Source organism: Paenibacillus suaedae (assembly GCF_032337355.1).
In the GTDB taxonomy this organism is placed as follows: domain Bacteria; phylum Bacillota; class Bacilli; order Paenibacillales; family Paenibacillaceae; genus Paenibacillus_B; species Paenibacillus_B suaedae.
The window spans coordinates 466,349-489,943 of record NZ_JAVYAA010000004.1 but is presented as its reverse complement, the minus strand read 5'-3'; the positions used below and the strand labels follow the sequence as shown (position 1 = coordinate 489,943).

Here is a 23,595-nt window from a genome sequence, read left to right as displayed (position 1 = left end):
GATTTCTTTTTCAACATGCCTGACTACCCCTATGAACACAGAAAGCTGACCCACAAAGCGAATTCTGCTTCGCGGGTCAGCTTTTCTAACCTTTTTTTCTCTTGTCTAATTTAAATTTATATCGTTATTATTATCAATATCCAGGCGGTAGAACTTCGAATGACGGTTCATTTCTCCTTCAATCGTCAGGCTGCCTTCTCTTTTGAAGATATACCAGTTCTGTCCGTTATATCGTTCAACCGAATACCCGTTTAGATCAATGCCGAATAGCCTCTTCACGTCAGGCGCCGCTGCGTCGAGTACTTGCTTATTCGAGAATTTGTCGAAGAGGGCCTCGGTTGCATCCGTTCCCGTTTCTAAAATGTCGGAATCATAAACGGACAGTATGCGTCCAGAGTTATAGCCAACCTGAATGGACAACTCACGCTTCTGATCCTCAAAATTGTAATAATCCTTTGCAATTCCGATGCGGCTGTCATAGCGATAAGTACGGCTTGCACGCGCCATCGAGGTTTCGTTCCCTCTAACGGTGAGGGAAGCTTGCTTCGCCGACTCACGTGACTTGGCACTTACTTGATCCATCGGAATGTCATAAGACATGCTGAGGACTCGTTCTCCCTCCATCTCGATGTCGATATCTTTTCCTCTCATCCAGGTATGCACATCCCGATCTACCCTTGTCTTTGCACGAGTAATTTCCTGAATACGGGCAGCCAGCTGATTTTCGTCCAGTCCTGTTTGTGCTTCAACAATCCGCTTCATCTTATCTGGCAGCTCACCGTAGTTCATAGAGATGTTCACATCGAAAGTTCCCCGCTTCACATCAAGAGCGGCATAGCTCTTGTTATCCTTACTATAGACGGTAACATCATGATAAGACGATCCACGGTATTCCTCGACACCATTCAACTCAATGTCACGGCCGGCAACTTCTCGTACTGCCTGCTTGATGCGCTCTAACAAGGGAGAATCGAGGTCGTTCACCGTCTTGCCATGCTTCGGCTCCGTCAAGCTCCCTACCTGATCGTGTTCTTCTGCGAGCGGCGGGATCGTAAACTCAATCTTCTGATTGACCTCTACCGGCTCATTGTATCTTCGTATCGATATCTCATATTCATCCAATTTCGGAGCCATAATCGCAATATCATAAACATCTTGCTTGATATTCTCCTGCCCCCATTTATCCTTATCCTCAAAAATCGTTCCCAATACCCAATTGAACGTAATATTTCTTTCATATTTTTCGTATAATTGCTTGCCTACCAATGGAATAGCTCTCGTCTCCGGTGTATCCAGCTTCAAGTCATATTGCTTCCAAAGCTCATTCGAGCTTGATTCCTGAAGCTTCAAGTAATAGGGCTCATACGTCAAGAATGCGCTCTGAAACGGGTTATTTCCCGCTTGATCTGGCTGAACCTTGAGATGGAGGACTCCCTTATTATCATACTCCGTGCCTAGTATCGTTATATCCCTGCCCTGATATTGGATCTTCTTCGGATATTTATCATCCGTGCGAAGACGGAACGTATGATTGGGTCGTGCTTGAGTCACATACAATCTCTTCAATTCCAGAGTCATGTGCTTCGGCTTGTTCTCGAAATAGACAGACGGGACAAACTCCCACTGGTTGCGGCTAACCCCATTCACCAAATCATTGAATCCTGAAGATTGTCGAATCGGATACACTTTACCGGTTTCATCTTTCAGAATAAGATTCTCTCGGACAATCTCATTCCAATCGTCACCCGGATGCAGATCTGCCTTTCCTTCATCTTGAATTCGAGTTCGAGCCTCAAGCAGCATGCGGGTTGGAGAGATCATAATATCCTTAAGAGCAAACTGCTGCACAATTGAGTTTGCTGGTTCTGCCGTCCGCTCCAGATTAACCACGCGAGTTGGCTTTATATTGTTGATTCCGAGCGGAACCTGAATATCCTCTGATTCGGAGTAAATGCTTTTGTATTCGTCATTGCGTTTAATTTTTGTTAGCCGGATCGTTATTTTCCGATCCTTATCTTCTCGTTTCAACTGCTCGACGTATTCTGGAAGCAAAGGAATGTTATGTGTCCAAGTAACAATACCATCCACTTTTGCCTTAGCCTGTTTACGCGCCTCATCCACGGATTCAATAAGATAAGAAGTCGTATGATTACTTCCATCTGAGAATCGGTGTTCATCAAATTCAGGGAGCGTAGCCGTATAATCCTCGAAATCGTTATACAATCGATCGGAACGCTGCGCTTCGGCAATATCCTCGCCCTTAATTGTAACCGTAACGAACAGACGATCATCTTCCAAATACAAATTGTCGACGCTAACCTCCCGCTCTCCCCACTTCGTACGATAGGTCTGCACCGGAATGTAACCATGCTCCTTGGCATTGCGGATACCCATAAAGCTGCCCGCCCCCTCCAGCCACTTGACTGCGGCCTCCAGTCCGGGGATTTGCTTCGCATACGCGGCAAAGGAAGGCACAAACATGATCGAGCCAGAGAACAGCAAAACGCCGGCCGCAACCGTTCCTATGCTGCGCTGTACAATCTTCGTCCGATGGCGGCGGCGATCCATATTTTCGATCCGCTCCGCAATCCGTTGAGACAGATTAGGTGGAATAGGCACTTCGGGCAATTTTGCGAACATTGCTTCGATCTCCTCATCCCTAAATTCCATCAGCATCTAGCCTCCTTCATTTCTGGCATCATTTGCTTTTTAAACAACTTAATTGTGTTATATATTTTCGTTTTAACCGTGCCCAGCGGCATATCCGTCATCTCTGCAATTTCTTCTAGCGTGTATCCTTGTACATACTTCAATTGGATGAGCATCCGCGTCATTGGCGGCTGCTGCTCCATAAGAGCCTGAAAATCCAGCATTTCGTCCGTCGGCGGACGCTTTGCGACTCCCATAACCTCTTCGTCCTCTATGTAGACTATCGATTTATTTTTACGCAAATAGGTTTTGCACTGATTGATGACAATCCGAGTGAACCAAGTGTTGAATTTTTCGGGGTCTTTCAATTTCTGTATATGAATAAGGGCCTTCTCCACAGCATCGCATACTGCGTCCATACTGGCGGCCTCATCGTGTAGATAACTATATGCGATTCGGTACGATCGGTCTTGAATTTGCTGTACCGCTAGTGCAAAGCTGTGTGTATCGCCCTGCTGCGCGCGGACAATCAGCATCTTCTGATCCATAGTTCCTCCCCCTTCGGTCACCACTATGATGCATGGAGGCCCTAAATAGTTTTGGAAACGGAAAATATGATATTACGTCGTTCCTTTGGATTCCGAGACTGCTTCCAATTCGACTTCCTTGCCTGTTAGTTGTTTCATTGCCCTCTGGGCCTTTTGCGCGTCCAGATCGGCTATCGCTATTTCCACTTGCCCATTACTTTTGATGCCCTTATTCGTGCTCTCTTTAGCTAAAGCTGTCCACGCTGTACTGAGCGGAGCGAAGAGCATGCTGAATGCAGTTATTGCTGCAAGCAGCTTTTTATTTGATCTCATGATTATCGTTCCTCCTTCATTTGAAGTCAATTTCGATAATAAGATGCACAACCCATTAAAATAGTTTTTTTATACAGAAATGAAAAAAATAGATAATAAATACATTTGCGAAAAGCAAGTCACTTCAACAACAACCTCCATCAAAATGAATTTCGATAGTAAGATGACTCACTTCGGGCAATGGTTTTGGTACACAAAAAAATCCCGGACTATGTCCGGGACTCTCCATCGCGCTTAGCGCGCTTCATATATTGGTCATAACGGTCGTCTACTTCCTCAGCGATAGAGCGATACCGATTCGTCTCTTCCACGATTGGATCCAGCGTCGTCTGAATACGGATTTCGGTCCGCGGCGCTATCCGCCGTCGCACAGCCTCACTTGGCTCTTCGGACTCCATCTCCCCAGCCGTCAGACGCTCATGCAGCTCCGCTTCCAGTCGTTCTTGTGAATCCTTGTCCCGTTCAGCCACAGGAACACCTCCCTCAAACATATGCTTCCACTAGTATGAGCTTGAATGCTATTCTCTACCCTTGAGCTTTCGCATCTCTTAGCGCTTCAATGAAGGAGCCATGGATATGTCCGTTCGAAGCAACGACATCACGCACGCCCAAATGATAGGGCTTGCCATACGTATCTGTCACCTTGCCACCAGATTCCGTGATCAGCAAGCTTCCTGCCGCCAAATCCCAAGCATTCAGGTTGAGTTCCCAGAACCCTGTCAAGCGGCCTGCCGCCACATAGGCCATATGGAGAGCAGCTGAACCTGCGGTACGGATGTTGCGAACCTGCGGCGCAAGTGCAGTAATTCCCGCCAGATTCGCAGGCAGCGCACGCTCGCGCTCCGTGGGGAATCCGCTTGCAATCAAGCTGGCTCCAAGCTGCTGTTCAGGCGCCACCTGCATTCGGCTTCCGTGCACATAGGCCCCCTTGCCCTTCTCTGCGACGAATAGTTCGTCTCTCATCGGATCGTACACAATCCCAACAATGACTTCTCCCTTATGCGCCAAAGCAATTGAAACGGAGTAGAATGGGAACCCGTGAACATAGTTCGTGGTACCATCAAGCGGATCGATGATCCAAACATATTCCTCCTGCAGTGCGTTCTCCAACGCCCGCTTGGCTGCATCCTTGCCAGGATCTACTGATTCTTCACCGAGAACGGCATGCTGCGGAAAATGAGTCAACAGCAGACGACGGATCATCTGCTCGGCTCCTTTGTCAATTTCGGTAACGAGATCGTGCATAGATGATTTTATATTGAGCGATATGTACTGCCCTAATTTACTCTTGATCCATTCACCTGTCTTAGCCGCACAGTTGACCGCTACCGCTGTATAACTTTTACTGGTGACCACGTGTGGAGTTTTATCTGAAGTATTCAAGGCTTCACGCTACTTTCTATTAAAAATTGCTTCCTTTTCTTCCAATATACGTAGTAATCAGTTATAAGTTTCGTTCGAATATCCTAGCCTATGTAAAATGTTCATGAGCCTGCAAATCCACTCACAATCATGCGAATTGCCAGTACGAACAGGGTAATTCGGAGGACAAGCAACAGCCCTTTGCCAGACATTCGATTCGCAATTGCAGCCCCTAATCTTCCGCCGATCCAAGCGCTTGGAGCCAATACCGCTACCAGCATCCAATCGACCGATCCATTCCAGGCATGCACCGTAGTTCCGAGAATGGAGGATAGAAAAATGACAAACATGGATGTGGCAGAAGCGACATGCGGCGGATAACGAAATAACAGCACCATAAGCGGAACGAACAACGAGCCTCCCCCAATCCCGAACAGCCCTGAGATGAAGCCGACTGCAAATCCAATAAACAGCATCGGCACAACACTGTATCCATATTCGGTCGCTTGACCAGAGGGATCTACATACATACGTGTGCCTCGCCATGTGATATTCACCGGCTTCAGCCGTTCCTTCACGATCATCAGAATTGCCATCCCGAGCATGAAGAACCCGAACACCAAGTTAAATACATTGTCCTTGAAATACTCCGTTAACGCCGCACCCAGCATAGAAGCAGGTCCGCTCGTTATAAAATAAATCGCACCGCTTCGCCAATCCACCCGCTTCACCTTCATATAGGCAAGTGTGGAGGAAAGCGCTGTAAAAATAAGCACCGCTAATGAAGTTCCCACCGCTGTCTGGGAGGATATCGCTTCTCCTAGCAAATGCGGCCCGAAAAAAATCAGCCCCGGTACGATGATAATACCGCCGCCCAGTCCGACAAGACTGCCGAACGTTGCTGCAATTAGGCCAATAAGAACAAGAAATATAATGGTTGCTGCCATTTGGATGCTCCTACTTTCTCCTCACATAGTAAGCCCTATTACTGAGCGGTATGAGATTGCCCGCCACCCGGATAAATAAAAATCCGCCCGCAGGCAGCTACCAATTCAGGCGGCTGCCAGGCAAGGCGGATATGGAAGTCGAGTGTTACACGCCGACAATGTGGAAGCCGCTGTCCACGTAGATCACTTCACCTGTAATGCCGCGTGAGAAGTGGCTCATGAGGAACATTGCAGTATCGCCAACTTCCGCCGTGTCTGTCGTGCGGCGCAGTGGAGCCTTCTCTTCAACCTGCTTCAAGATCGAGTTGAAGTCGCTGATGCCCTTCGCAGCAAGCGTACGGATCGGACCTGCGGAGATCGCATTGACGCGAATGTTGAACTGTCCCAAATCTGCCGCCAAGTAGCGAACAGAAGCCTCAAGCGCAGCTTTCGCTACACCCATGACATTGTAGTTCTTCATCGCGCGTTCTGCGCCGAGGTATGTCATCGTCATAATGCTTCCGCCTTCTGTCATGAGCGGATGCAAGCGCTGTGCTACAGCTACGAGAGAGTATGCGCTAATGTCTTGCGCAAGCGCAAAGCCTGCACGGGACGTATCTGCATACAGTCCTGTCAATTCTTCTGTTTTCGCAAATGCGATACTGTGCACAAGACCATGCAGTGTACCGAATTCTTCACGAAGTCTATCTGCCAATTGATCGATCTCTTCATCTACTGTAACGTTGCACGGAAGAATGATGGCGTTCGGAATCGTCTCTGCCAACTTGCGTACACGCGCTTCTACACGTTCGCTCTCGTATGTAAATGCCAATCTTGCGCCTTGTGCGGCGAGTGATTGCGCGATGGCCCATGCGATGCTGCGATCGTTCGCGACACCCATAACCACGATATTTTTACCTGCTAATAATTGAGACATTGCTAAATTTCCTCCTCTCGCCATTTCGCATCATCAAATTTGGTTTCATGAAATATGCATGTCCCTTTTGACTGTTGCGGAAAAGCTCTTTTTTCAACGTATCCTATTTTTGCTTGATTTTCAAGTAGCAAGTGGATCTCATCGCTAAGAGCTACGGATCAATTCGCACGCTCGCTTGGTCGAGAATCGTAACCCCTTCCGCCGTATAAGGGACAAGATCCCGCATCAATTGAAATAATGCCCCGTCCTTCTGCTTCGCTTCCAGCATGACATCGATGCGCTCCGTATAGGGAGCAATCGCCCTGAGGAAGGCGAGTAGGGGCTTCACTTCCACATAATCGGCATGGCCACGTATATCGGAAGCGCTCTTCGGACTGGATACATGGATTTTAGGTGGGAGGGGATCGTCCGGCGCTGCGTCCGCCTGCCCAAATGGCGTCTGCCATGTCTTCAATATGCGCGGCCACAGCTCATCCAACGATTCCTCTTCATGATTCACCCACTGATGGTGAATATCCAGTACCATCGGAACACCAAGCTGCTCGCTTATATGAAGTGTCTCTACCGCATTGAAGGTTTTGTCGTCGTTCTCCAGTGTCATGCGCTTCTGTACCTCTTCAGACATTGTCTTGAAGTTCTCTATGAATCGCTCTCCCGCGATCTTCTTATTTCCATATGCCCCGCCGACATGAATGTTGTTCTTCGCACGAGCATCCACTCCCATGGCCTTGAACATCCGAACATGATGCTCCAGATCCTTTACAGACTTGATGAGCACATCTTCGCGCGGCGTACTCAGGACGGTAAAGTGATCGGGATGGAATGACACACGCATATGATGCTCGTTAACATATTGTCCAATTGCCTGAAATGCCTCCTGCAAGGCCGGGAATGGATCCCAGTCGCTTAGTTCGGGATGTGTAGCCAGCGGGATTAGCTTCGAAGAGAAGCGGTACAGTTGAATGTCATGCGCTCGATTATGCTTCAAGAGCCGCAATGTATTATGCAAATTTTCTTCCGCTATGCGTTCCGCCTTGCGCAACGCCGCGGCACGATCTTCCAGTTTGCAAAATGATGTGAATGTCATCGTGCGCGACGGCGAAGCATTCGCCACCGTGACGGACATCGCCACGTATCCGAAACGAACCAGCATACTTCGGACTCCTCTCCACTTCTATCGCCGTATAGGCCCTACTTCTACCCTGCCTGATAGGCATTCTCTCCTTCTAGCATAACCTTACTAGCCTGCACTTAATCGAACTAGGCTAAGAGATATTCGTAGTTACGGATGTACCGAGTGCCGTCTCTCCTCATCACTAAATTTGCGCCAACACTCCTAACCTTCTTACCAATGCAAAAACCCCTGACCGATTGGTACAGGGGCTTGCTTTATGAAGTTACCGTTACCTATTACATGGTGTTATATCACCCGGAATGTCGCCAGCGCAAGGGAACCGAGCTTGCCATCTGCATCCGTTACTCGTCCTGTGCACGTAATTGAACGGCGCGTTTCATGCACGATTTCCGCCGTAACTCGAATTTCTCCGGTATGCAGCGGCGCAACGAAGTTGACGTTCAAGTTGGACGTAACGGTATGTTCATCAGGACGAGCCAGCATCGTAGCCAATCCCATAGCGTTATCCAATAGGGAGGACAGTACCCCTCCATGAACGATGCCAATGACGTTCAAATGATGGGGTTCAGCATCAAGTTTCAGAACGACATGCCCCGGCTCTGCCGTAATCGTCTCGCAGCCAAGGTAATCCCAGAAGGTTCCCTTCGCTTGCGCATACAATTGATCAAGTCGCTCACTGGCAATAGCTACTGGGGATGCGGCCTGTTCTGCCATAAAAATCTCCGCCTCCGATCACTCTCGTATTCAACCTTATGTCTGCTAGTGGTTCTACTGCTTTTCGCTTAATTGCTTAGTTGCTTATTCGCCTTTTTACTTTTTCACCAGTAATTCTTCCTCTTCCAGAAGCATGCGGCGCAGCACCTTGCCTGCAATCGTCTTCGGCAGCTCACTGCGAAATTCGTATTGGCGCGGTACCTTGAAGGAGGCCATCCGCTCGCGGCACCAGACATTTAACTCCTCTTGGGTCACATGGGTACCTGTGCGAGTCACAATATATGCCTTGACTGTCTCTCCTCGGTAGGAGTCGGGCACACCGACGACGACGGCTTCCTTCACGCAAGGATGCTCGTACAGCACTTCCTCCACTTCCCGCGGATAAATATTGAACCCGCCGGCAATGATCAAATCTTTTTTTCGATCTATGATGGAGAAAAAGCCATCCTCATCCTGCCTGCCCAGATCCCCTGTATACAGCCAGCCATCCCGAAGCGCCGTTACGGTCTCCTCCGGCTTGTTCCAATACCCCTTCATTACTTGTGGTCCGCGGACAACTAGTTCCCCTACCTCACCCTGTGGCAGCTCTTCTCCCGTGTAGGAATCAACAATCTTCGCCTCCGTATCGGGGAATGGAATGCCAATAGAGCCGTTTTTGCGCTTGCCCCAGAGCAGGTTCGCATGCGTAATCGGCGATGCTTCCGTCAAGCCGTACCCTTCGATAAGCACGCAGCCTGTTATCGCCTCGAACTTCTCCTGCACCTCAAGCGGCAGCGAAGCAGCACCGCTAATGCACGTGTGGATGGAAGATAGGTCATAACGATCCGTGTCAGGATGATTAATGAGCGAAATGTACATCGTCGGTGCCCCTGGGAACACGGTCGGGCGCAGCTTATGAATAATGCGCAGCATCTCAGAGGGTTCGAATTTCGGCACAAGCACGTTCATCCCCCGGCATAACGTACACAGATTCATCAAAATGGTCATTCCAAACACATGGAAAAATGGAAGCGCTCCCAAGAAGATTTCTTCTCCGCGCTTTACCTTATAGAACCATGCAGCCGATTGCATCGTATTGGCAACCAAGTTCTGATGAGTCAGCATCACCCCTTTTGGGGTACTTGTCGTCCCTCCCGTATACTGCAGCAATGCCAGATCATGTTCTCCATCCACCTCGGCGCACATAAATCTTGGCGGTACGCTTTTGAGCAGCGGTACGAAGGCATGAACATGATCGTCATAAGTGATCCCTGCCGCCTGAACATTTTTCTTCATTTTAAAGGCAAACAGCACGTTTTTCGGAAAAGGCAAGTAATCCTTAATTGAGGTTATGATCGCGTGCCGAAGCGTTGTGCGTGCCTGAGCGGCACGCACACGCGGATATAATACATCAAGAGTGATGATCGCAGCCGCACCGGAATCGGCTAGCTGGATCGCCAGCTCCCGCTCCTTATAAAGCGGATTCGTCAGTACAGCTATGCAACCAGCCATTAACGTACCGTAATACGCAATAACGGTCTGTGGACAGTTGGGCAGCATAATTGCCACTCGTTCTTGCCTGCCGATCCCAAGCCGCACAAGCGCGTTTGCGAATCGGCAGCATTCTTCAAGCAGCCGCTCATAACTCAGCTGCTTCCCCATGAATTCGAGCGCAGGCCGTGTCGGATATTCCTGGGCTGCATCAATGAGGAATTGGGCGACATTTTGTCGCGGGTAATCATACGTCGGGTCAATTTCCTGCGGGTAATGACGGAGCCATGGCTTCTCCAATGGCATGCCTAACCATCCCTTCCTCGCGGGGAGCTCCCGCGTATTACGAGACCACGTATTTTTCCGCTTGAATCACGCGTTCCGCTATCTCACGCTTGATGCCAACGCCGTCAATCGGCGTGCTCTTCGCCAGCTTCTTCAGAATGGACAGCTGCGTGCGCAAGACATCTCCTGACTCCATTGCCGCCAGCGTTTCCTTGGCTGTTCGTTCAATATCTGCGAATGCCTCATGCACGTATACGGTTGTCATCTGCATCGCAAGTTTTGCTTTCGCTTCGCCGGACTTCGCCATCAGCTTGCGAGTGCGCAGCAGCGTGCTTTCCATTGCATATACAGCAATCATTAAATCAGCAAGGTTGCTCAAGATTTCCTGATGCTGCTCAAGCGATGTACCGTATTTCTGAGCCGCCAATCCACCAAGCATAAGGAATATCTTCTTGGCCATCTGAACGAGATGTTCCTCCTGCTCCATCGCTCCACCTGATTCCGGCATGGATACGATAGACATCAGATCGGCTTGGAGCGCCTTCGCCTTCTGCATGAGCGGCAATTCTCCCTTGGCGGCCCTCTTAAGCAGCGTGCCTGGGATAAGCAATCTATTGATTTCATTCGTTCCTTCGAAAATGCGGTTAATGCGGGAGTCGCGGTAGATGCGCTCGATTTTATACTCCTGCGTAAAGCCGTAGCCGCCGTGAATTTGTACGCCTTCATCGGCTACGAAATCAAGCACCTCTGAAGCGAACACTTTATTAATGGAACATTCAAGCGCATATTCAGCAATTGCCTTGGCCATTAACTGCCCCGAATCCGGCTGCTTGTAATCGATGTCCTTCAGCACATTGTCCACCAAGCCAGAAGTCCGATACACCATCGATTCCGTTACATAAGTACGGATGTTCATATCCGCCAGCTTATTGCCGATCAGAGAGAATTCTGTAAGCGCCTTGCCGAACTGTTTGCGCTCGCCAGCATATTTCACGCTCAGTTCGATCGCTTCCTTCGCTGCTCCGAGACATCCCGCGCCCAGCTTGAAGCGGCCGATGTTCAAAATATTGAACGCAATGACATGTCCGCGTCCTACCTCTCCAAGCACATTCTCCACTGGAACCTTGACGTCCTCGAAGAAGAGCGGACAAGTGGAAGAACTCTTGATGCCCATCTTCTTCTCTTCCGGCCCAACCGTGAAGCCTTCCATTCCCTTCTCAACAATGAATGCCGTGAAGTCTTTGCCATCTACCTTCGCATATACGATAAAAATATCTGCGAAGCCTGCATTTGTAATAAAAATTTTAGAGCCATTCAGCACGTAATGACTGCCATCCTCAGACAGCTTCGCTGTCGACTTCGCACTAAGCGCGTCAGATCCCGATGACGGCTCCGTCAGGCAATAAGCAGCGATTTTAGCGCCTGTTGCAAGGTCAGGCAAGTACTTGGCCTTCTGCTCCGGTGAGCCGAAGAACACGATCGGCAGTGTTCCGATACCCACATGCGCGCCAACCGAGAGCGCAAAGCCAGATGCTTTGGTCAGCGTTTCGCCGATCAGCGTAGAGCTGACCTTGTCGAGCTCAAGACCGCCGTATTCCTCTGGAATATCTGCGCCAAGCAGCCCGATTTCCCCGGCCTTGCGCATCAGCTTAACCGTCAAATCGTAATTCAATTTTTCCAATTCTTCGTCGTGCGGCAGCACTTCTCCTTCTACGAAATCACGAGTTGTATCCACCATCATGCGCTGTTCTTCGGTGAAGTCCTCTGGAGTAACAATCGCATCGGGAGTGATGTCATCAATGACAAAGCTTCCACCTTTGATTTTCAGTTCCAACATGGTCATGGTAATCTTCTTCCTTTCGAAGTGGATTAAGAATGGATAAATGACTTTGAATCTTTTGATCAATTTGAGCAACAATGCAAGGCAATAAGTCTACGCACAGCGTTTAAGCAAACACTTCGAACACTCCGGCAGCTCCCATTCCACCACCGATGCACATGGATACGACACCATAGCCGCCACCACGTCGGCGAAGCTCATGCAAGAGTGTTGCCGTCAGCTTCGAACCGGTGCAGCCAAGCGGATGGCCGAGCGCAATCGCGCCGCCATTCACATTCACCTTGCTCTCATCCAGCCCTAAGTGGCGAATGATATGCAGGCATTGCGAGGCGAATGCTTCATTCAGCTCAAACAGATCGACCTGATCCTGCGTAATACCGGCCTTGCGCAGCGCCTTCGGAATCGCTTCTACAGGTCCGACGCCCATAATGTCAGGCGCGACGCCAGCCAACGCGAAGCTGCGGAAGGCCGCAAGCGGCTTCAATCCAAGCTCCTTCGCTCTATCGGCGCTCATCAGTACACAGGCTGCCGCGCCGTCATTCATCGGCGAGCTATTGCCTGCCGTGACGCTGCCGCCCACGGAGAACGAAGGCTTCAGCTTAGCAAGCACTTCTTCTGTCGTGTCCGGCCGAACGCATTCATCCATATCGAATGTCAGTTCTTTTTCCCAAGGCCGTCCATTGCTGTCGACCCCTCTCTGTACCGTTGAGACAGGTACAATCTCGTCACGGAATTTGCCTTCGGCGATGGCTGCCGCAGCCTTGCGATGACTGTTAGCAGCGAATTGATCCTGATCCTCACGGCTAATGCCGAATCGCTTCGCAACATTTTCCGCAGTGTATCCCATGCCCATGTATACTTCCGGCATTTCTGAGATCAGCTTCGGATGCGGTGCAAGCTTGAAACCGGTCATTGGCACCGCGCTCATGCTCTCTACTCCGCCGGCAACAATCGTGTCCGCAGAGCCGGCCATAATCCGTTCTGCAGCAAATGCGATCGATTGCAGGCCAGAAGCACAAAACCGGTTAACCGTAACCGCAGGCACCTCCTGCGGATAACCTGCATACAACGACAAGATTCGTGCCATGTTCAAGCCTTGCTCGCCTTCCGGCATTGCGCAGCCGAGTATGACGTCCTCAATATCCGATTTGTTCAAGCCTGGTGCGCGTCGAACAACTTCCTCCAGTACCGTTCTCCCCAGATCCTCAGCTCTCGTCTGCGCGAGACTCCCCTTCTTCGCCCGGCCAACCGGCGTACGCGCTATAGATACAATGACAGCTTCTTTCATTGCGATCTCCCCTCATTCCTAATTTGGAAGGATATTAATTGCGCAGCGGCTTGCCCTTGGAGAGCATGTGCTGCATGCGCGCCTGCGTCTTCGGTTCGCCGCACAGGCTTAAGAAAGCTTCACGTTCCAGATCGAGCATGTATTGCTCGCTCACCAAGCTGTTCGCCGGTACGTTGCCGCCCGCAAGCACATGCGCCAGCTTATTGGCGATCAACCGGTCATGATCTGAAATATAGCCGCCGAGGTGCATCGTATAGGCTGCCAGCTGCAGTACGGATTTGCCAGGTTCACCAACGACGCGGATGCGCTCCTCTTCTCTCGGCGCATATCCGACCCGATCCATTTCCAGCACGGCCATCTTCGCCTCATGTATACGGCGATCCGGGTTGATAACGACGGAGTCGTTAGGCCCCATATAGCCGAGCCGCTTCGTGTCATGTCCACTTGTCGATACCTTCGCCATAGCAATTGTTTCGAAATAGCTGTTGATGTACGATTGCAGGTCTGGATTCGTTTGGCCGACGATTTGGCTTGAGCGCAAGGCCATCTCTTTACAGCCGCCGCCCGCTGGAATCAAGCCAACGCCCGTTTCGACCAATCCGAAGTACGTTTCCGCAGAGAAAATGATTTTGTCTGCCGGCAGGCACGCTTCTACCCCTCCACCAAGCGTCATTTGATGTGGCGCAGCTACAACAGGCTTCTCCAGTCTCTTCAGCGTCAGCATCGTAGTCTGGAACTGGCGGATGATAAGATCAATTTCATCCCATTCCTCTTCCTGAGCCTCCATTAGAAGCAGCATGACATTGGCGCCCACGCAGAAATGACGCCCTTCATTTGCCACAACGAGTCCGCGGTAATTACGGCGAACTTCCTCCACGCTTTTCTGAATCATGGTCAAAATATCCGCACCGATGGCATTGTTCGGCGAATGGAATTCCAGACAAGCTACGCCGTCCCCGATGTCAATCAAGCTAGCACCCGGGTTAGATAGCACGACCTTGTTCTGCTGCTTGAGCTGCTTGAGCGAAATATGCTCCGCTGCCGACTCCAGCTCAGTCCACTCCCCGCCATGAACGTAAAATTGTTGTGCCTCCCGCTTCTCATAGAAGTGAGTATGTCCTTCAGCAATCCACGCGCGTACCCAATCTGGCAGCACGTCGCCCTCTGCCTCCATGCGTTTGGCAGCCGACACCAAGCCGATCGCGTCCCATACTTCGAACGGCCCGAGTTCCCAATTGAAGCCCCATTTCATCGCATTGTCGATATCGACAATCGAATCGGCGATTTCGCCCAGCTTGTGCGCCGAATAGAGCAGCACCGGCTTCAGCGTGTTCCATGCCAGTTCGGAATAACGATCCTTTGTACCGAGCAGCGCCTTGATTTTATTCGCTGCGCCCTTGGCAGACTTTGACGCTTCCAAGGAGGCGGAAGAGATTTTGCGTACCGGCTCGTAGTCCATCGTGTCAAAGCGCAGTGCCTGTATGACCTTCCCAGAATCGGTCTTCACTTTCTTATAGAAGCCTTGACCCTGCTTTTCGCCGATCCAGCCCAGATCAACCATCCGGTTAAGAACATCCGGCGCACTGAATACATCTTTCTCTACTGTCGCTGCCGTCTGGTCATGCACATTCGCTGCTACATGCACGAACGTGTCGAGTCCAACCAGATCGAGTGTACGGAACGTTGCGCTCTTCGGGCGGCCAAGCGCAGGCCCAGTGACGGCATCTACTTCCTCGACTGTGTACCCAAGCTCCATCATATTTCGCAATGTAATAAGCAGTCCGAATGTACCGATTCGGTTGGCGATAAAGTTCGGCGTGTCCTTGGCTACAACGACGCCTTTGCCGAGGCGACGCTCACAGAACTCATGCATGTAGGACACAATTTCCAGATCTGTCGTCTCTCCCGGAATAATTTCAAGCAGCTTCATATAACGTGGAGGATTGAAAAAATGAGTGCCTAAGAAGTGCTTTTTAAATGACTCTCCGCACGAAGCAACCATGTCGTTGATGGATATGCCCGACGTATTCGATGTTACGATCGTTCCCGGCTTCCATACCCCTTCGATTCGCTTCAGCAGGTCGCGCTTCACATCCAGTCTCTCGACGACGACCTCAATAATCCAATCCACGTCTGCAAGCTTCGACAGATCATCTTCGAGATTGCCCGGTGTAATTCTGCCCGCGAACTCTTCACTATAAAGCGGTGCCGGCTTCGTCTTCTTCAGGCGCGCGATCGCATCCGAAGCTAAACGATTGCGTACTGTTGGATGCTCCAGTGTGAGTCCTTTCTTGGATTCAGCTTCTGTAAGCTGGTTCGGCACGAGGTCGAGCAGCAGGCAGCGAATGCCAGCACCCGCCAAGTGGGCGGCAATAGCCGCACCCATTACGCCAGAGCCGATAACGGCGGCGCATTGAATCGGTTGAACCATATGCGAGTTCCCTCCCAATTTGTAATGGTCTGTGTCACATGATGAGAACAACAAGAACGACTTCAAGACTTTAAATAGATATGAAATTGTTGGCTGATGACGATACTCTGAGATGTTCCCTGCTTCAGAAGTGCTGGGTGCACTTCGTAAGATGTTCCTGCTTCAGGACTTGTAAGTGTGTCTGTACTTCGTGAGGTGTGTATTGCTTGAAATGTGTACTTCTGAGATGTGCAATGCTCCGCTGCGGTTCAGATCGCTGCTTGATGTTAAGCTGCTCTTGAGGGTACATATCTGAACTTTGCTTGTTGCTGTGGTTGCAGATTCTATAGAAGATTGATATATGGAGTAGTTCTTTGATGGTGAGAGAATGAGGTTATTGACCATTGTTCAAAAAATACAATCATTTCTTGTGGTTATACTGAAGGCTGTCTTATGAAACCGTCATCGGCTGCTTGTCATCCAATTTAACCGCCCCGAACACAGCTAGTTCCAAAATTTCAGCGATGTCGCGCGTCTGAACGGATTCCTCGGCTTCAAGCAGTTTCGTGCCGTCCTCCATCATCGTGAGGCAGTACGGGCATGCCGATGAAATTACGGTCGGCTTTGTGGCCAGTGCTTGCTCAGTGCGCGCCAGATTGACACGCTTGCCTGCAGTCTCTTCCATCCACATCATGCCGCCGCCAGCTCCGCAGCACATGCCATTCTCACGGCTTCGCTCTATTTCAAGCAGGGTTACGCCGCGTATCGCGCGCAGGATATTGCGCGGTTGTTCATAAACGCCATTGTAGCGTCCAAGATAACAGGAGTCGTGGTACGTAATTCGTTCCTCCACCTCATACTGCGGAACAAGACTTCCCGCGCGAATCAGTTCATCAAGCAGCTCGCTGTGATGGAGTACTTCGGCTTCCAGCCCAAACTCGGGATACTCATTCTTTAACGTGTTGTACGTATGGGGACAAGCCGTAACAATTTTGCGTACATTATATTTTTGGAAAGTGACGATGTTCTCCTCGCATAGCTGCTGGAACAAAAATTCATTGCCCATGCGCCGCGGAGTATCGCCCGAATTCTTCTCTTCATTGCCGAGTATGGCAAAGTTCACGCCGGCTTCATTCATCAGGCGCACAAGCGCCCGCGTAACCTTCCGGCTGCGATTATCATAAGAGCCCATGGAGCCGACGAACAGCAGGATATCAAACTCCGGATTCTCCTTCACGGTTGGTACATGAAGCACACCTTCAGGATCAACTTCCTTCACCCATTTCACACGATCACTGCGGCTAATGCCCCACGGATTGCTCTGACGCTCAATGTTCTGCAGCGCCCGCTGCCCATCATGCGGCATGCTCCCTTGCGTTAGCACCAGATAACGGCGCATATCGACGATTTTGTCGACATGTTCATTGCCGACCGGACATTGATCCTCACAGTTGCGGCAGGTCGTGCATGCCCATATTTCAGCCTCGGACATCACATCGCCGATAAGCTCAAGTTGCTCTGGGGGGTGTTGTGCAATTTGCCAAGTGGCTGCCTGCGCCTGCATCGTCGAAGCAATATCGGTTATCCCCTGTCCGTGCCACTTTCCAAGCTCGGCCCCCTCTGGATTCATGCTGTGAGTACCCGTTGATTTGAATGCAAAGGCAGGAGTCCATGGTGAACGAGACGTAATAGCCGCTCCTTTCTCTGTCAGGTGATCGCGCAACTTGACGATCATATGCATGGGCGACAGCCATTTCCCTGTACTGGCAGCCGGACATACATTCGTACAGCGCCCGCATTCGACGCATGCGTACAGATCCACTAGCTGCTTCTGTGTAAAATCCTCCACTTTACCCACACCGAACGATTCGGCTTCCTCATCTTCCAAGTCAAGCTTGCTCAACCGCCCGACAGGCTCTGTGCGCCGAAGCAGCAGGTTGACGGGAGCCGACAGTAGATGGAAATGCTTGCTCTGCGGCACATAGACAAGAAACGCAAGCAAAATCAACAAGTGCGCCCACCAGAATGCGATATAGAGCGCCTCAGCCACCCCGTGAGATAAGCCGGTAAAAATACCTGCTATAAGGGAAGATATCGGCGCGTATCCCGATGCCCCTTCTCCTTCAGCTAACCGATGGAATCCCATCGTCAATAAGACAGACAACATCAAAGCGTAAATAAAGAAGACGACAATCGATGGCTTCCAGCCCCGCTTCAGCCTTCCTAGTTTCTCCCCGTATCTGCGATAGGCAGCATACCCCATGGCAATGAGTATCAACGTCACGGTTGCTTCCTGCAGCAGCTCGAATGCCTCGTACCCGGGAATGGGCAGCGGTTTGCCCGACAATCCTTTATAAATAATATCCAGTGCGCCAACTTGTAAAATGATGAAACCATAGAAGATGACAATATGCATCAGGCCGCTTTTCTTATCCTTCAGCAGTTTCGTCTGCCCGAACACTTGGGCGGCAAATGCATGCAAATTGTGCTTCACCCGTCCGCTCCAATTTACCGGCTGTCCGAGTTTGACATACAAGAACCGGTGATAGACCGCTTTGGCAAACCAATAAACGCCGAGTCCCGTAACGGCCAAAAATAGGACAAGCTGCACAATCGCTCCCGGCATCGGAACCATCCCCTTTCTCAATATTGCAAATGAATGAATTACCTACAGGAAGCGTTTTCATCCCCTTGTCACCATGTGCCTTTCTACTGCCTTAACCCAGATCTATATCCAATGATTGACAATGATCTCAGTTCTAATTTATGATAGCAGCAGAAACTGAATGAGCATTCATTCATTTGTATTCCATATTCTAGCACCGAGGTGATTCCATGACAAGTCAGAAAAAAGAAAAATATTCCCAAATTCTCGAAGCAGCGGTCAAAGTCTTTGCAGAACACGGGTTTCACCGCTCGCAAGTTTCCAAAATTGCAAAAGCAGCCGGAGTTGCTGACGGCACGATCTATCTATACTTCAAACGAAAGGAGGATATCCTGATTTCCTTGTTTCAAGAGAAGCTTGGGGAGCTTATCGCTAAGTTTCATGCAAGCCTCGAAGAAACGACCGGGGCCAAGGAAGCATTGCGTAATGTATGCAAAATCCATTTTTCCGAGTTTGAGAGCAATCCGGATTTGGCGTTCGTCACGCAAATCGAGCTGAGACAAAGCTCCCTTGAGCTTCGCAAGGAAATCGGAAAAATTATAAAACCCTATATTGTACTGATTGAACGAATCTTATTGCAGGGCATTGAAGAAAAGGTATTCCGTGACGATATTGACGTCAAGCTTACCCGTCTACTCATATTCGGTTCTATGGATGAAGTCGTGACGTCGTGGCTCATTTCCGGGCAGAAGTATTCTCTGGTCGGACAGCTGGATGGCACGATCACTTTTTTCCTAAAGGGACTCGAGCCTTAGCTCTCCCCTTCTAATTTCCCGATTACACCCTGTTCTTAAGGTCAGGTCCTTATTTATTCTTGTTCTACCAAGACCCATCTTGGATATATGATCATGTCTCATCTTGGATTCACTATCACGTTATCGCCATATAGGAAATGGATACCGACGTTGTAATACCCCTTCTCAGAGCTGTATTCCTACCCAATCTCCTGCATGGCAGTCCACTTGTTCTGCAAGTCCGCTTTAGATATTTTGAAACTAAATAAAGCGAAAGGGGCAATGAACGATGAATATCATCGTATTAGTCAAGCAGACATTCGATACGGAGGAAAAGATCATCACCGAAGGAGGCAAAATTGCAGAAGACGGAGTCAAATTCGTCCTTAATCCTTATGATGAGTATGCAGTTGAGCAAGCGATTCGCATTCGCGACGACCAAGGCGGCAAGGTTATCGTCGTCTCCGCAGGACCCGAGCGTACATCTGAGGCGCTGCGAACAGCACTTGCCATGGGCGCTGACGAAGCCGTGCTGCTCAACGATGAGCGAATCGGCAGCGATGAGCATGCCGTTGCGCATGCCCTGCACGCATTTGTCGGAACAGAATCTTACGATCTTATTCTTGGCGGCAACTTCTCGGTCGACAACGGTTCCGGCCAAGTGGCCGTTAGACTTGCGAAGCTGCTTGGCATTCCGCATGTATCGTCGATTACGAAGCTTGAAATCGCGGATGGCCGTGCCCTCTGCTCCCGGGATGCCGAAGGAGACACAGAAGTAGTAGAGGTGCCTCTTCCAGCCCTATTCACCGCCCAGCAAGGTTTGAATGATCCGCGCTATCCTTCGCTGCAAGGAATTATGAAGGCGAAGAAGAAGCCTTTCCGTGAGCTTACGCTCGACGACTTCGGTGTAACGGTTGACGCACGTACAGCTCAAGCGGAGCTATTCCTGCCTCCGCAGCGCCAAGCCGGCAAGCTGCTCGCCGGGGAACCAGCCGCTCAAGTCCAAGAGTTGTTCCGACTGCTGCGGACGGAAGCTAAGGTCGTATAGTTCTGCATCGAATGCAACGAATCCGGTAAGTTCATATTCCAAGGAGGCGTATTGATATGTCCAGAACGATTCTTGTCGTAGCCGAAGCGAAGGGTGGAAGTCTTCGCCAAGTGTCCTATGAAGCGATTGGGGCAGCCCGCACAGCCGCAGGCAATGGAGGCACTGTAGCCGCTGTGATCATCGGTGCGGATGCAACCCGCTATTCCAGCGACTTGGCGGCCTACGGCGTCGATCATATTTATACTGTGGAGCATACTGCACTCATTCATTATCATCCGGAGGCTTATTTTGCCGCGCTGCAAGCCGTTGTGCAAGCAGCCAACCCGGATGGCGTATTTTTCGGCCATACTGCTTGGGGCAAAGACTTGGCACCGCAGTTGGCTGCTTCCCTGCATAGCGGCCAAATTTCCGATATCATCGCAATTGAAGTGGACAGCAGCGGCGAGGTATTATTCACGCGCCCGATCTATGCAGGCAAGGCCATGGAGAAGAAGAAGTTCCTTGCTGCACCATGGATCGTAACCATACGCCCGAACAACATTCAGCCTCCGGCAGCAGAAGCTGGCCGAACAGTGCCTGTAACGGCTATTGCTTACCCTGAACCGCCGCTATCCGCTGTTATTCGCGAGGTCGTGCAAAATACGGTTGGCAAAATGGATTTGAGTGAAGCGAAAATCATTATATCTGGAGGACGAGGCGTCCGCAGCGCCGAGGGATTCAAACCGCTTGAGGAGCTCGCCTCTCTACTTGGCGGTGCTGTTGGCGCTTCCCGCGGTGCCTGCGATGCGGGTTATTGCGACTACGCCCTGCAAATCGGACAGACGGGCAAGGTCGTCACGCCGGAGCTGTATATTGCCTGCGGCATTAGCGGCGCCATTCAGCATCTGGCGGGAATGAGCCAATCGCGCGTCATTATCGCGATCAACAAAGATCCGGAAGCGCCAATCTTCCAGATTGCCGATTACGGCATCGTGGGCGACCTGTTCGAAATCGTGCCGCTCCTGACTGAGCAGTTCAAGCAGGCGCTGCAAGCATAGCATAAAAACGGTAAGGCAGGGCATTCCGGTTGCTTAAGACGATCGGGGTGCTCTTTTTTTTGCAAAATGCCCAATTCACCCCCGGGCTCCCAGTTTCGTAGGATTGTTCAGTTATTTCAACATTAACTGCCTATAGGAACCGTCTACAAACGTCCATCACTGTATGCGAAGACGCAGCCAAATACAAAGAAGCCCCCATACCTCTCGGCATGTAGGGCTTCTACTGAACAATTATTTGCGATTTGGATCTCCGAAAAACATTTCATGCGCTAATGCAGTCTGAATACGTGATTCATCCTCATTCAGCTTGCGTATTAACTCCATCTCCACCTCGGTTACTTCATCCCCTTGGAAATTGATTTCCGCGATCGAAGCAACAATCTTTACGATAGCTACGGCCACATTATCTGGTGTATAGGCAATCACCTTCTGCCCTGTCGGAAACACTCGAAAGCCCTGCTTGGTCATTTTGCCCCGTCCATATTCCAGCAGCTCATACAGCTCCTGCTCCGTCTTAAATTTGCATACTGAATTAAACTCTGTCTGAAATCCCATGATCTCCGCTCCTTTGCCTGTAAAAAGTGTAACTATATTGAATCACGGCAAGGTGGAGACTGGCAACCGCCTTCTGACTCTCAACATGATAGGCAATCACGCTCTCGGAAGAGATGATGTCACAAATGAGCGAGTTGATATTGTTATATTTATACACCTTCATTTCTGATTTTCCCCTTAAATTATATTCAGAATCTATTAAGTTGAATCTTAATTATTCAATGTTAGCATGGAAATATATCTCATATATTCATAAATTGGAGGAAGTGAAATGAATATCAAAAAAGCAATTCTAGCATCCCTGATCGTATCTAGTATGCTGGTCACAGTCGGCCCGGTTCCTGTCGAAGCCGCGGCTGCACAAGAGCAGAAGAAGCCGGAGAAGGTGAAGGTTCAGATCGACAAGAAGATGGCCGACAAGCTGAAAAAAGCAATAAAGGAATTGGCCGGAAAAGAAATCAAGCTGCAGGATGCTGCCGAGACATACAAGGGTTTTGTTGGAAGTGTAATCGTTCAATCAGTGGATGGGAAATACTCGATTAGCTTCAATCCGAAAACAGGGGTTATAGGGAATGGATTTGCCAATATCTCGATCGATGAAGTCAGTAAAGAGGATCGGAATAAAGTCCTTAAAAGATTAAAAGAGTTGTATCCAAACAAAACCTATGTGCTGAGTAATGAAGTGGAAATGCGTCGACGATATGACGACAAACAGGGTAAATTTGTAGATACGAACTATTTTTTCACAGAGGAAGACTTCTATATCTCGCTCTATAAACCAGGTGCCGGGTCTGATGCAAAAGATCAACTGAATGGGTTCTCGATTAAAGTTGATGCCAAAGAACTTGATCAAAAATGGACAAAAGCAGCAGCAGAATTAGTGAAAACAGCGTTCAATCATGAATTGAAAGAAGTGACGGAAGCAACACTCCGTGATGGTAATTTTGACTATGAAAAGGTGCTGGCCATACCGATGTGGGTATTGCAAGGAGACGGTGTTTACATTCAAATTGATACAAAGTCGGGAAAGGCGATAGAAGTCATTCACAAATCGCGTCTAAAGGAAAAGGTAACGGCCGACAAGGAGATTACGGCAAAAGATGCAAAAGAAGTGATTGCTCCACTGGCCCAAAAGGTGCTGGGTGTCGATATTAGCGGATGTGAAGTGGAATGGGATAACAGACTGAAAGAGTACCGCTTCCACAATGATTATATGGATAAAAAGGACAGAAAGGTAGTCGCAACGAAGCTGAGAGCTGCATTGGATGCTGACAAAAACGCAGTGTATCTGGTGGGTGGAACAAGCGCGATACACGGTTCGAATGAGACGATGGAGAAGTAGACGTTACAACCTTTTTACCTTACACCGTACGAGACGGTACGAGGCTGTGGATGCACATCCACAGCCTCGTTCGTTTACGGTATTACAAGAGTCGCCTGCAATTCGCGCTGCATCTGGTCAAGCGCATCACGAACCGTAGTTTTTTCATCAAGCATATCAGCCATATAGGTTTGAGAAAACTGATCCATCTTGATTAGAACCGGATCTGGAAGTCCTCTTAATGTATTGATCATATTGTTGTTAATCTTGTCCAATTTATAAAACACTTCCACCCTACTATCCTCATTGCTCGCAGGCTTTCTTGCTGGCAGCTCGCCCGGGTTAATTTGTGGTTAATA

General features: G+C 49.8%; 20 protein-coding genes. 4 read left to right on the top strand and 16 right to left on the bottom strand.

The window, feature by feature from the left end; genetic code table 11:
- Window positions 1–105: 105 nt before the first annotated feature.
- The 14 genes from RQP50_RS19155 to RQP50_RS19090 all read right to left on the bottom strand — a co-directional run bounded on the left by RQP50_RS19155 (window position 106) and on the right by RQP50_RS19090 (window position 18,502).
- Complete coding sequence (locus tag RQP50_RS19155; protein WP_315746389.1) at window positions 106–2,670, bottom strand: DUF4179 domain-containing protein; 2,565 nt, start codon at window positions 2,668–2,670, stop codon at window positions 106–108.
- Entirely contained in the window at window positions 2,670–3,197 is a 528-nt protein-coding gene (locus tag RQP50_RS19150) for an RNA polymerase sigma factor (protein WP_005543265.1), read from the bottom strand. Before RQP50_RS19150 ends, RQP50_RS19155 begins: the two co-directional genes overlap by 1 nt.
- 72 nt (window positions 3,198–3,269) lie before the next feature.
- Window positions 3,270–3,509, bottom strand: a complete 240-nt coding sequence (locus tag RQP50_RS19145) for a hypothetical protein (protein ID WP_268626401.1) — start codon at window positions 3,507–3,509, stop codon at window positions 3,270–3,272.
- Window positions 3,510–3,718: 209 nt separating this feature from the next.
- Window positions 3,719–4,000 carry a hypothetical protein gene (locus RQP50_RS19140; RefSeq protein ID WP_142545389.1) on the bottom strand — a complete coding sequence of 94 codons (282 nt, stop codon included), beginning with the start codon at window positions 3,998–4,000 and terminating at the stop codon, window positions 3,719–3,721.
- A 34-nt stretch (window positions 4,001–4,034) separates the two neighbouring features.
- Window positions 4,035–4,892, bottom strand: coding sequence for an inositol monophosphatase family protein (locus RQP50_RS19135; RefSeq protein ID WP_072730553.1), 858 nt, complete (start codon window positions 4,890–4,892; stop codon window positions 4,035–4,037).
- Between the two features lie 101 nt (window positions 4,893–4,993).
- Window positions 4,994–5,818: a sulfite exporter TauE/SafE family protein gene (locus RQP50_RS19130; protein ID WP_315746388.1), complete on the bottom strand. Its 825-nt coding sequence runs from the start codon at window positions 5,816–5,818 to the stop codon at window positions 4,994–4,996.
- Window positions 5,819–5,963: 145 nt separating this feature from the next.
- Window positions 5,964–6,734, bottom strand: coding sequence for an enoyl-ACP reductase FabI (gene fabI, locus RQP50_RS19125; RefSeq protein WP_021252279.1), 771 nt, complete (start codon window positions 6,732–6,734; stop codon window positions 5,964–5,966).
- 151 nt (window positions 6,735–6,885) lie between these two features.
- Entirely contained in the window at window positions 6,886–7,887 is a 1,002-nt protein-coding gene (gene uvsE / locus RQP50_RS19120; RefSeq protein ID WP_315746386.1) for a UV DNA damage repair endonuclease UvsE, read from the bottom strand.
- Window positions 7,888–8,154: 267 nt separating this feature from the next.
- Window positions 8,155–8,583, bottom strand: coding sequence for a PaaI family thioesterase (locus RQP50_RS19115; RefSeq protein WP_021252281.1), 429 nt, complete (start codon window positions 8,581–8,583; stop codon window positions 8,155–8,157).
- A 96-nt stretch (window positions 8,584–8,679) separates the two neighbouring features.
- Entirely contained in the window at window positions 8,680–10,359 is a 1,680-nt protein-coding gene (locus tag RQP50_RS19110) for a long-chain-fatty-acid--CoA ligase (RefSeq protein ID WP_315746384.1), read from the bottom strand.
- A gap of 37 nt (window positions 10,360–10,396) precedes the next feature.
- The gene (locus RQP50_RS19105) at window positions 10,397–12,181 is read right to left on the bottom strand and encodes an acyl-CoA dehydrogenase family protein (protein ID WP_394358412.1); all 1,785 of its coding nucleotides are present in this window, start codon (window positions 12,179–12,181) and stop codon (window positions 10,397–10,399) included.
- A 103-nt stretch (window positions 12,182–12,284) separates the two neighbouring features.
- Window positions 12,285–13,466, bottom strand: a complete 1,182-nt coding sequence (locus tag RQP50_RS19100; protein WP_072730556.1) for an acetyl-CoA C-acyltransferase — start codon at window positions 13,464–13,466, stop codon at window positions 12,285–12,287.
- A gap of 34 nt (window positions 13,467–13,500) precedes the next feature.
- A complete protein-coding gene (locus RQP50_RS19095) occupies window positions 13,501–15,897 on the bottom strand; it encodes a 3-hydroxyacyl-CoA dehydrogenase/enoyl-CoA hydratase family protein (protein ID WP_315746382.1) in 2,397 nt (798 codons plus the stop codon).
- 430 nt (window positions 15,898–16,327) lie between these two features.
- Window positions 16,328–18,502 carry a heterodisulfide reductase-related iron-sulfur binding cluster gene (locus RQP50_RS19090; protein ID WP_021252286.1) on the bottom strand — a complete coding sequence of 725 codons (2,175 nt, stop codon included), beginning with the start codon at window positions 18,500–18,502 and terminating at the stop codon, window positions 16,328–16,330.
- Between the two features lie 209 nt (window positions 18,503–18,711).
- Here RQP50_RS19090 and RQP50_RS19085 point away from each other — a divergent pair, with 209 nt between their 5' ends.
- From RQP50_RS19085 to RQP50_RS19075, 3 genes are all read left to right on the top strand, one after another.
- The gene (locus tag RQP50_RS19085; protein ID WP_065293672.1) at window positions 18,712–19,296 is read left to right on the top strand and encodes a TetR/AcrR family transcriptional regulator; all 585 of its coding nucleotides are present in this window, start codon (window positions 18,712–18,714) and stop codon (window positions 19,294–19,296) included.
- A gap of 268 nt (window positions 19,297–19,564) precedes the next feature.
- Entirely contained in the window at window positions 19,565–20,323 is a 759-nt protein-coding gene (locus RQP50_RS19080; protein WP_315746381.1) for an electron transfer flavoprotein subunit beta/FixA family protein, read from the top strand.
- A 56-nt stretch (window positions 20,324–20,379) separates the two neighbouring features.
- Complete coding sequence (locus RQP50_RS19075) at window positions 20,380–21,360, top strand: electron transfer flavoprotein subunit alpha/FixB family protein (RefSeq protein WP_065293670.1); 981 nt, start codon at window positions 20,380–20,382, stop codon at window positions 21,358–21,360.
- Between the two features lie 231 nt (window positions 21,361–21,591).
- On the opposite strand, the gene RQP50_RS19070 is transcribed toward RQP50_RS19075, so the two are convergent.
- A complete protein-coding gene (locus RQP50_RS19070) occupies window positions 21,592–21,915 on the bottom strand; it encodes a hypothetical protein (protein ID WP_021256091.1) in 324 nt (107 codons plus the stop codon).
- Window positions 21,916–22,186: 271 nt separating this feature from the next.
- Between RQP50_RS19070 and RQP50_RS19065 the strand changes: the two genes are divergently transcribed.
- Window positions 22,187–23,257, top strand: coding sequence for a hypothetical protein (locus RQP50_RS19065; protein ID WP_315746380.1), 1,071 nt, complete (start codon window positions 22,187–22,189; stop codon window positions 23,255–23,257).
- Between the two features lie 74 nt (window positions 23,258–23,331).
- On the opposite strand, the gene RQP50_RS19060 is transcribed toward RQP50_RS19065, so the two are convergent.
- Entirely contained in the window at window positions 23,332–23,529 is a 198-nt protein-coding gene (locus RQP50_RS19060) for a hypothetical protein (protein ID WP_315746379.1), read from the bottom strand.
- Window positions 23,530–23,595 lie beyond the last annotated feature (66 nt).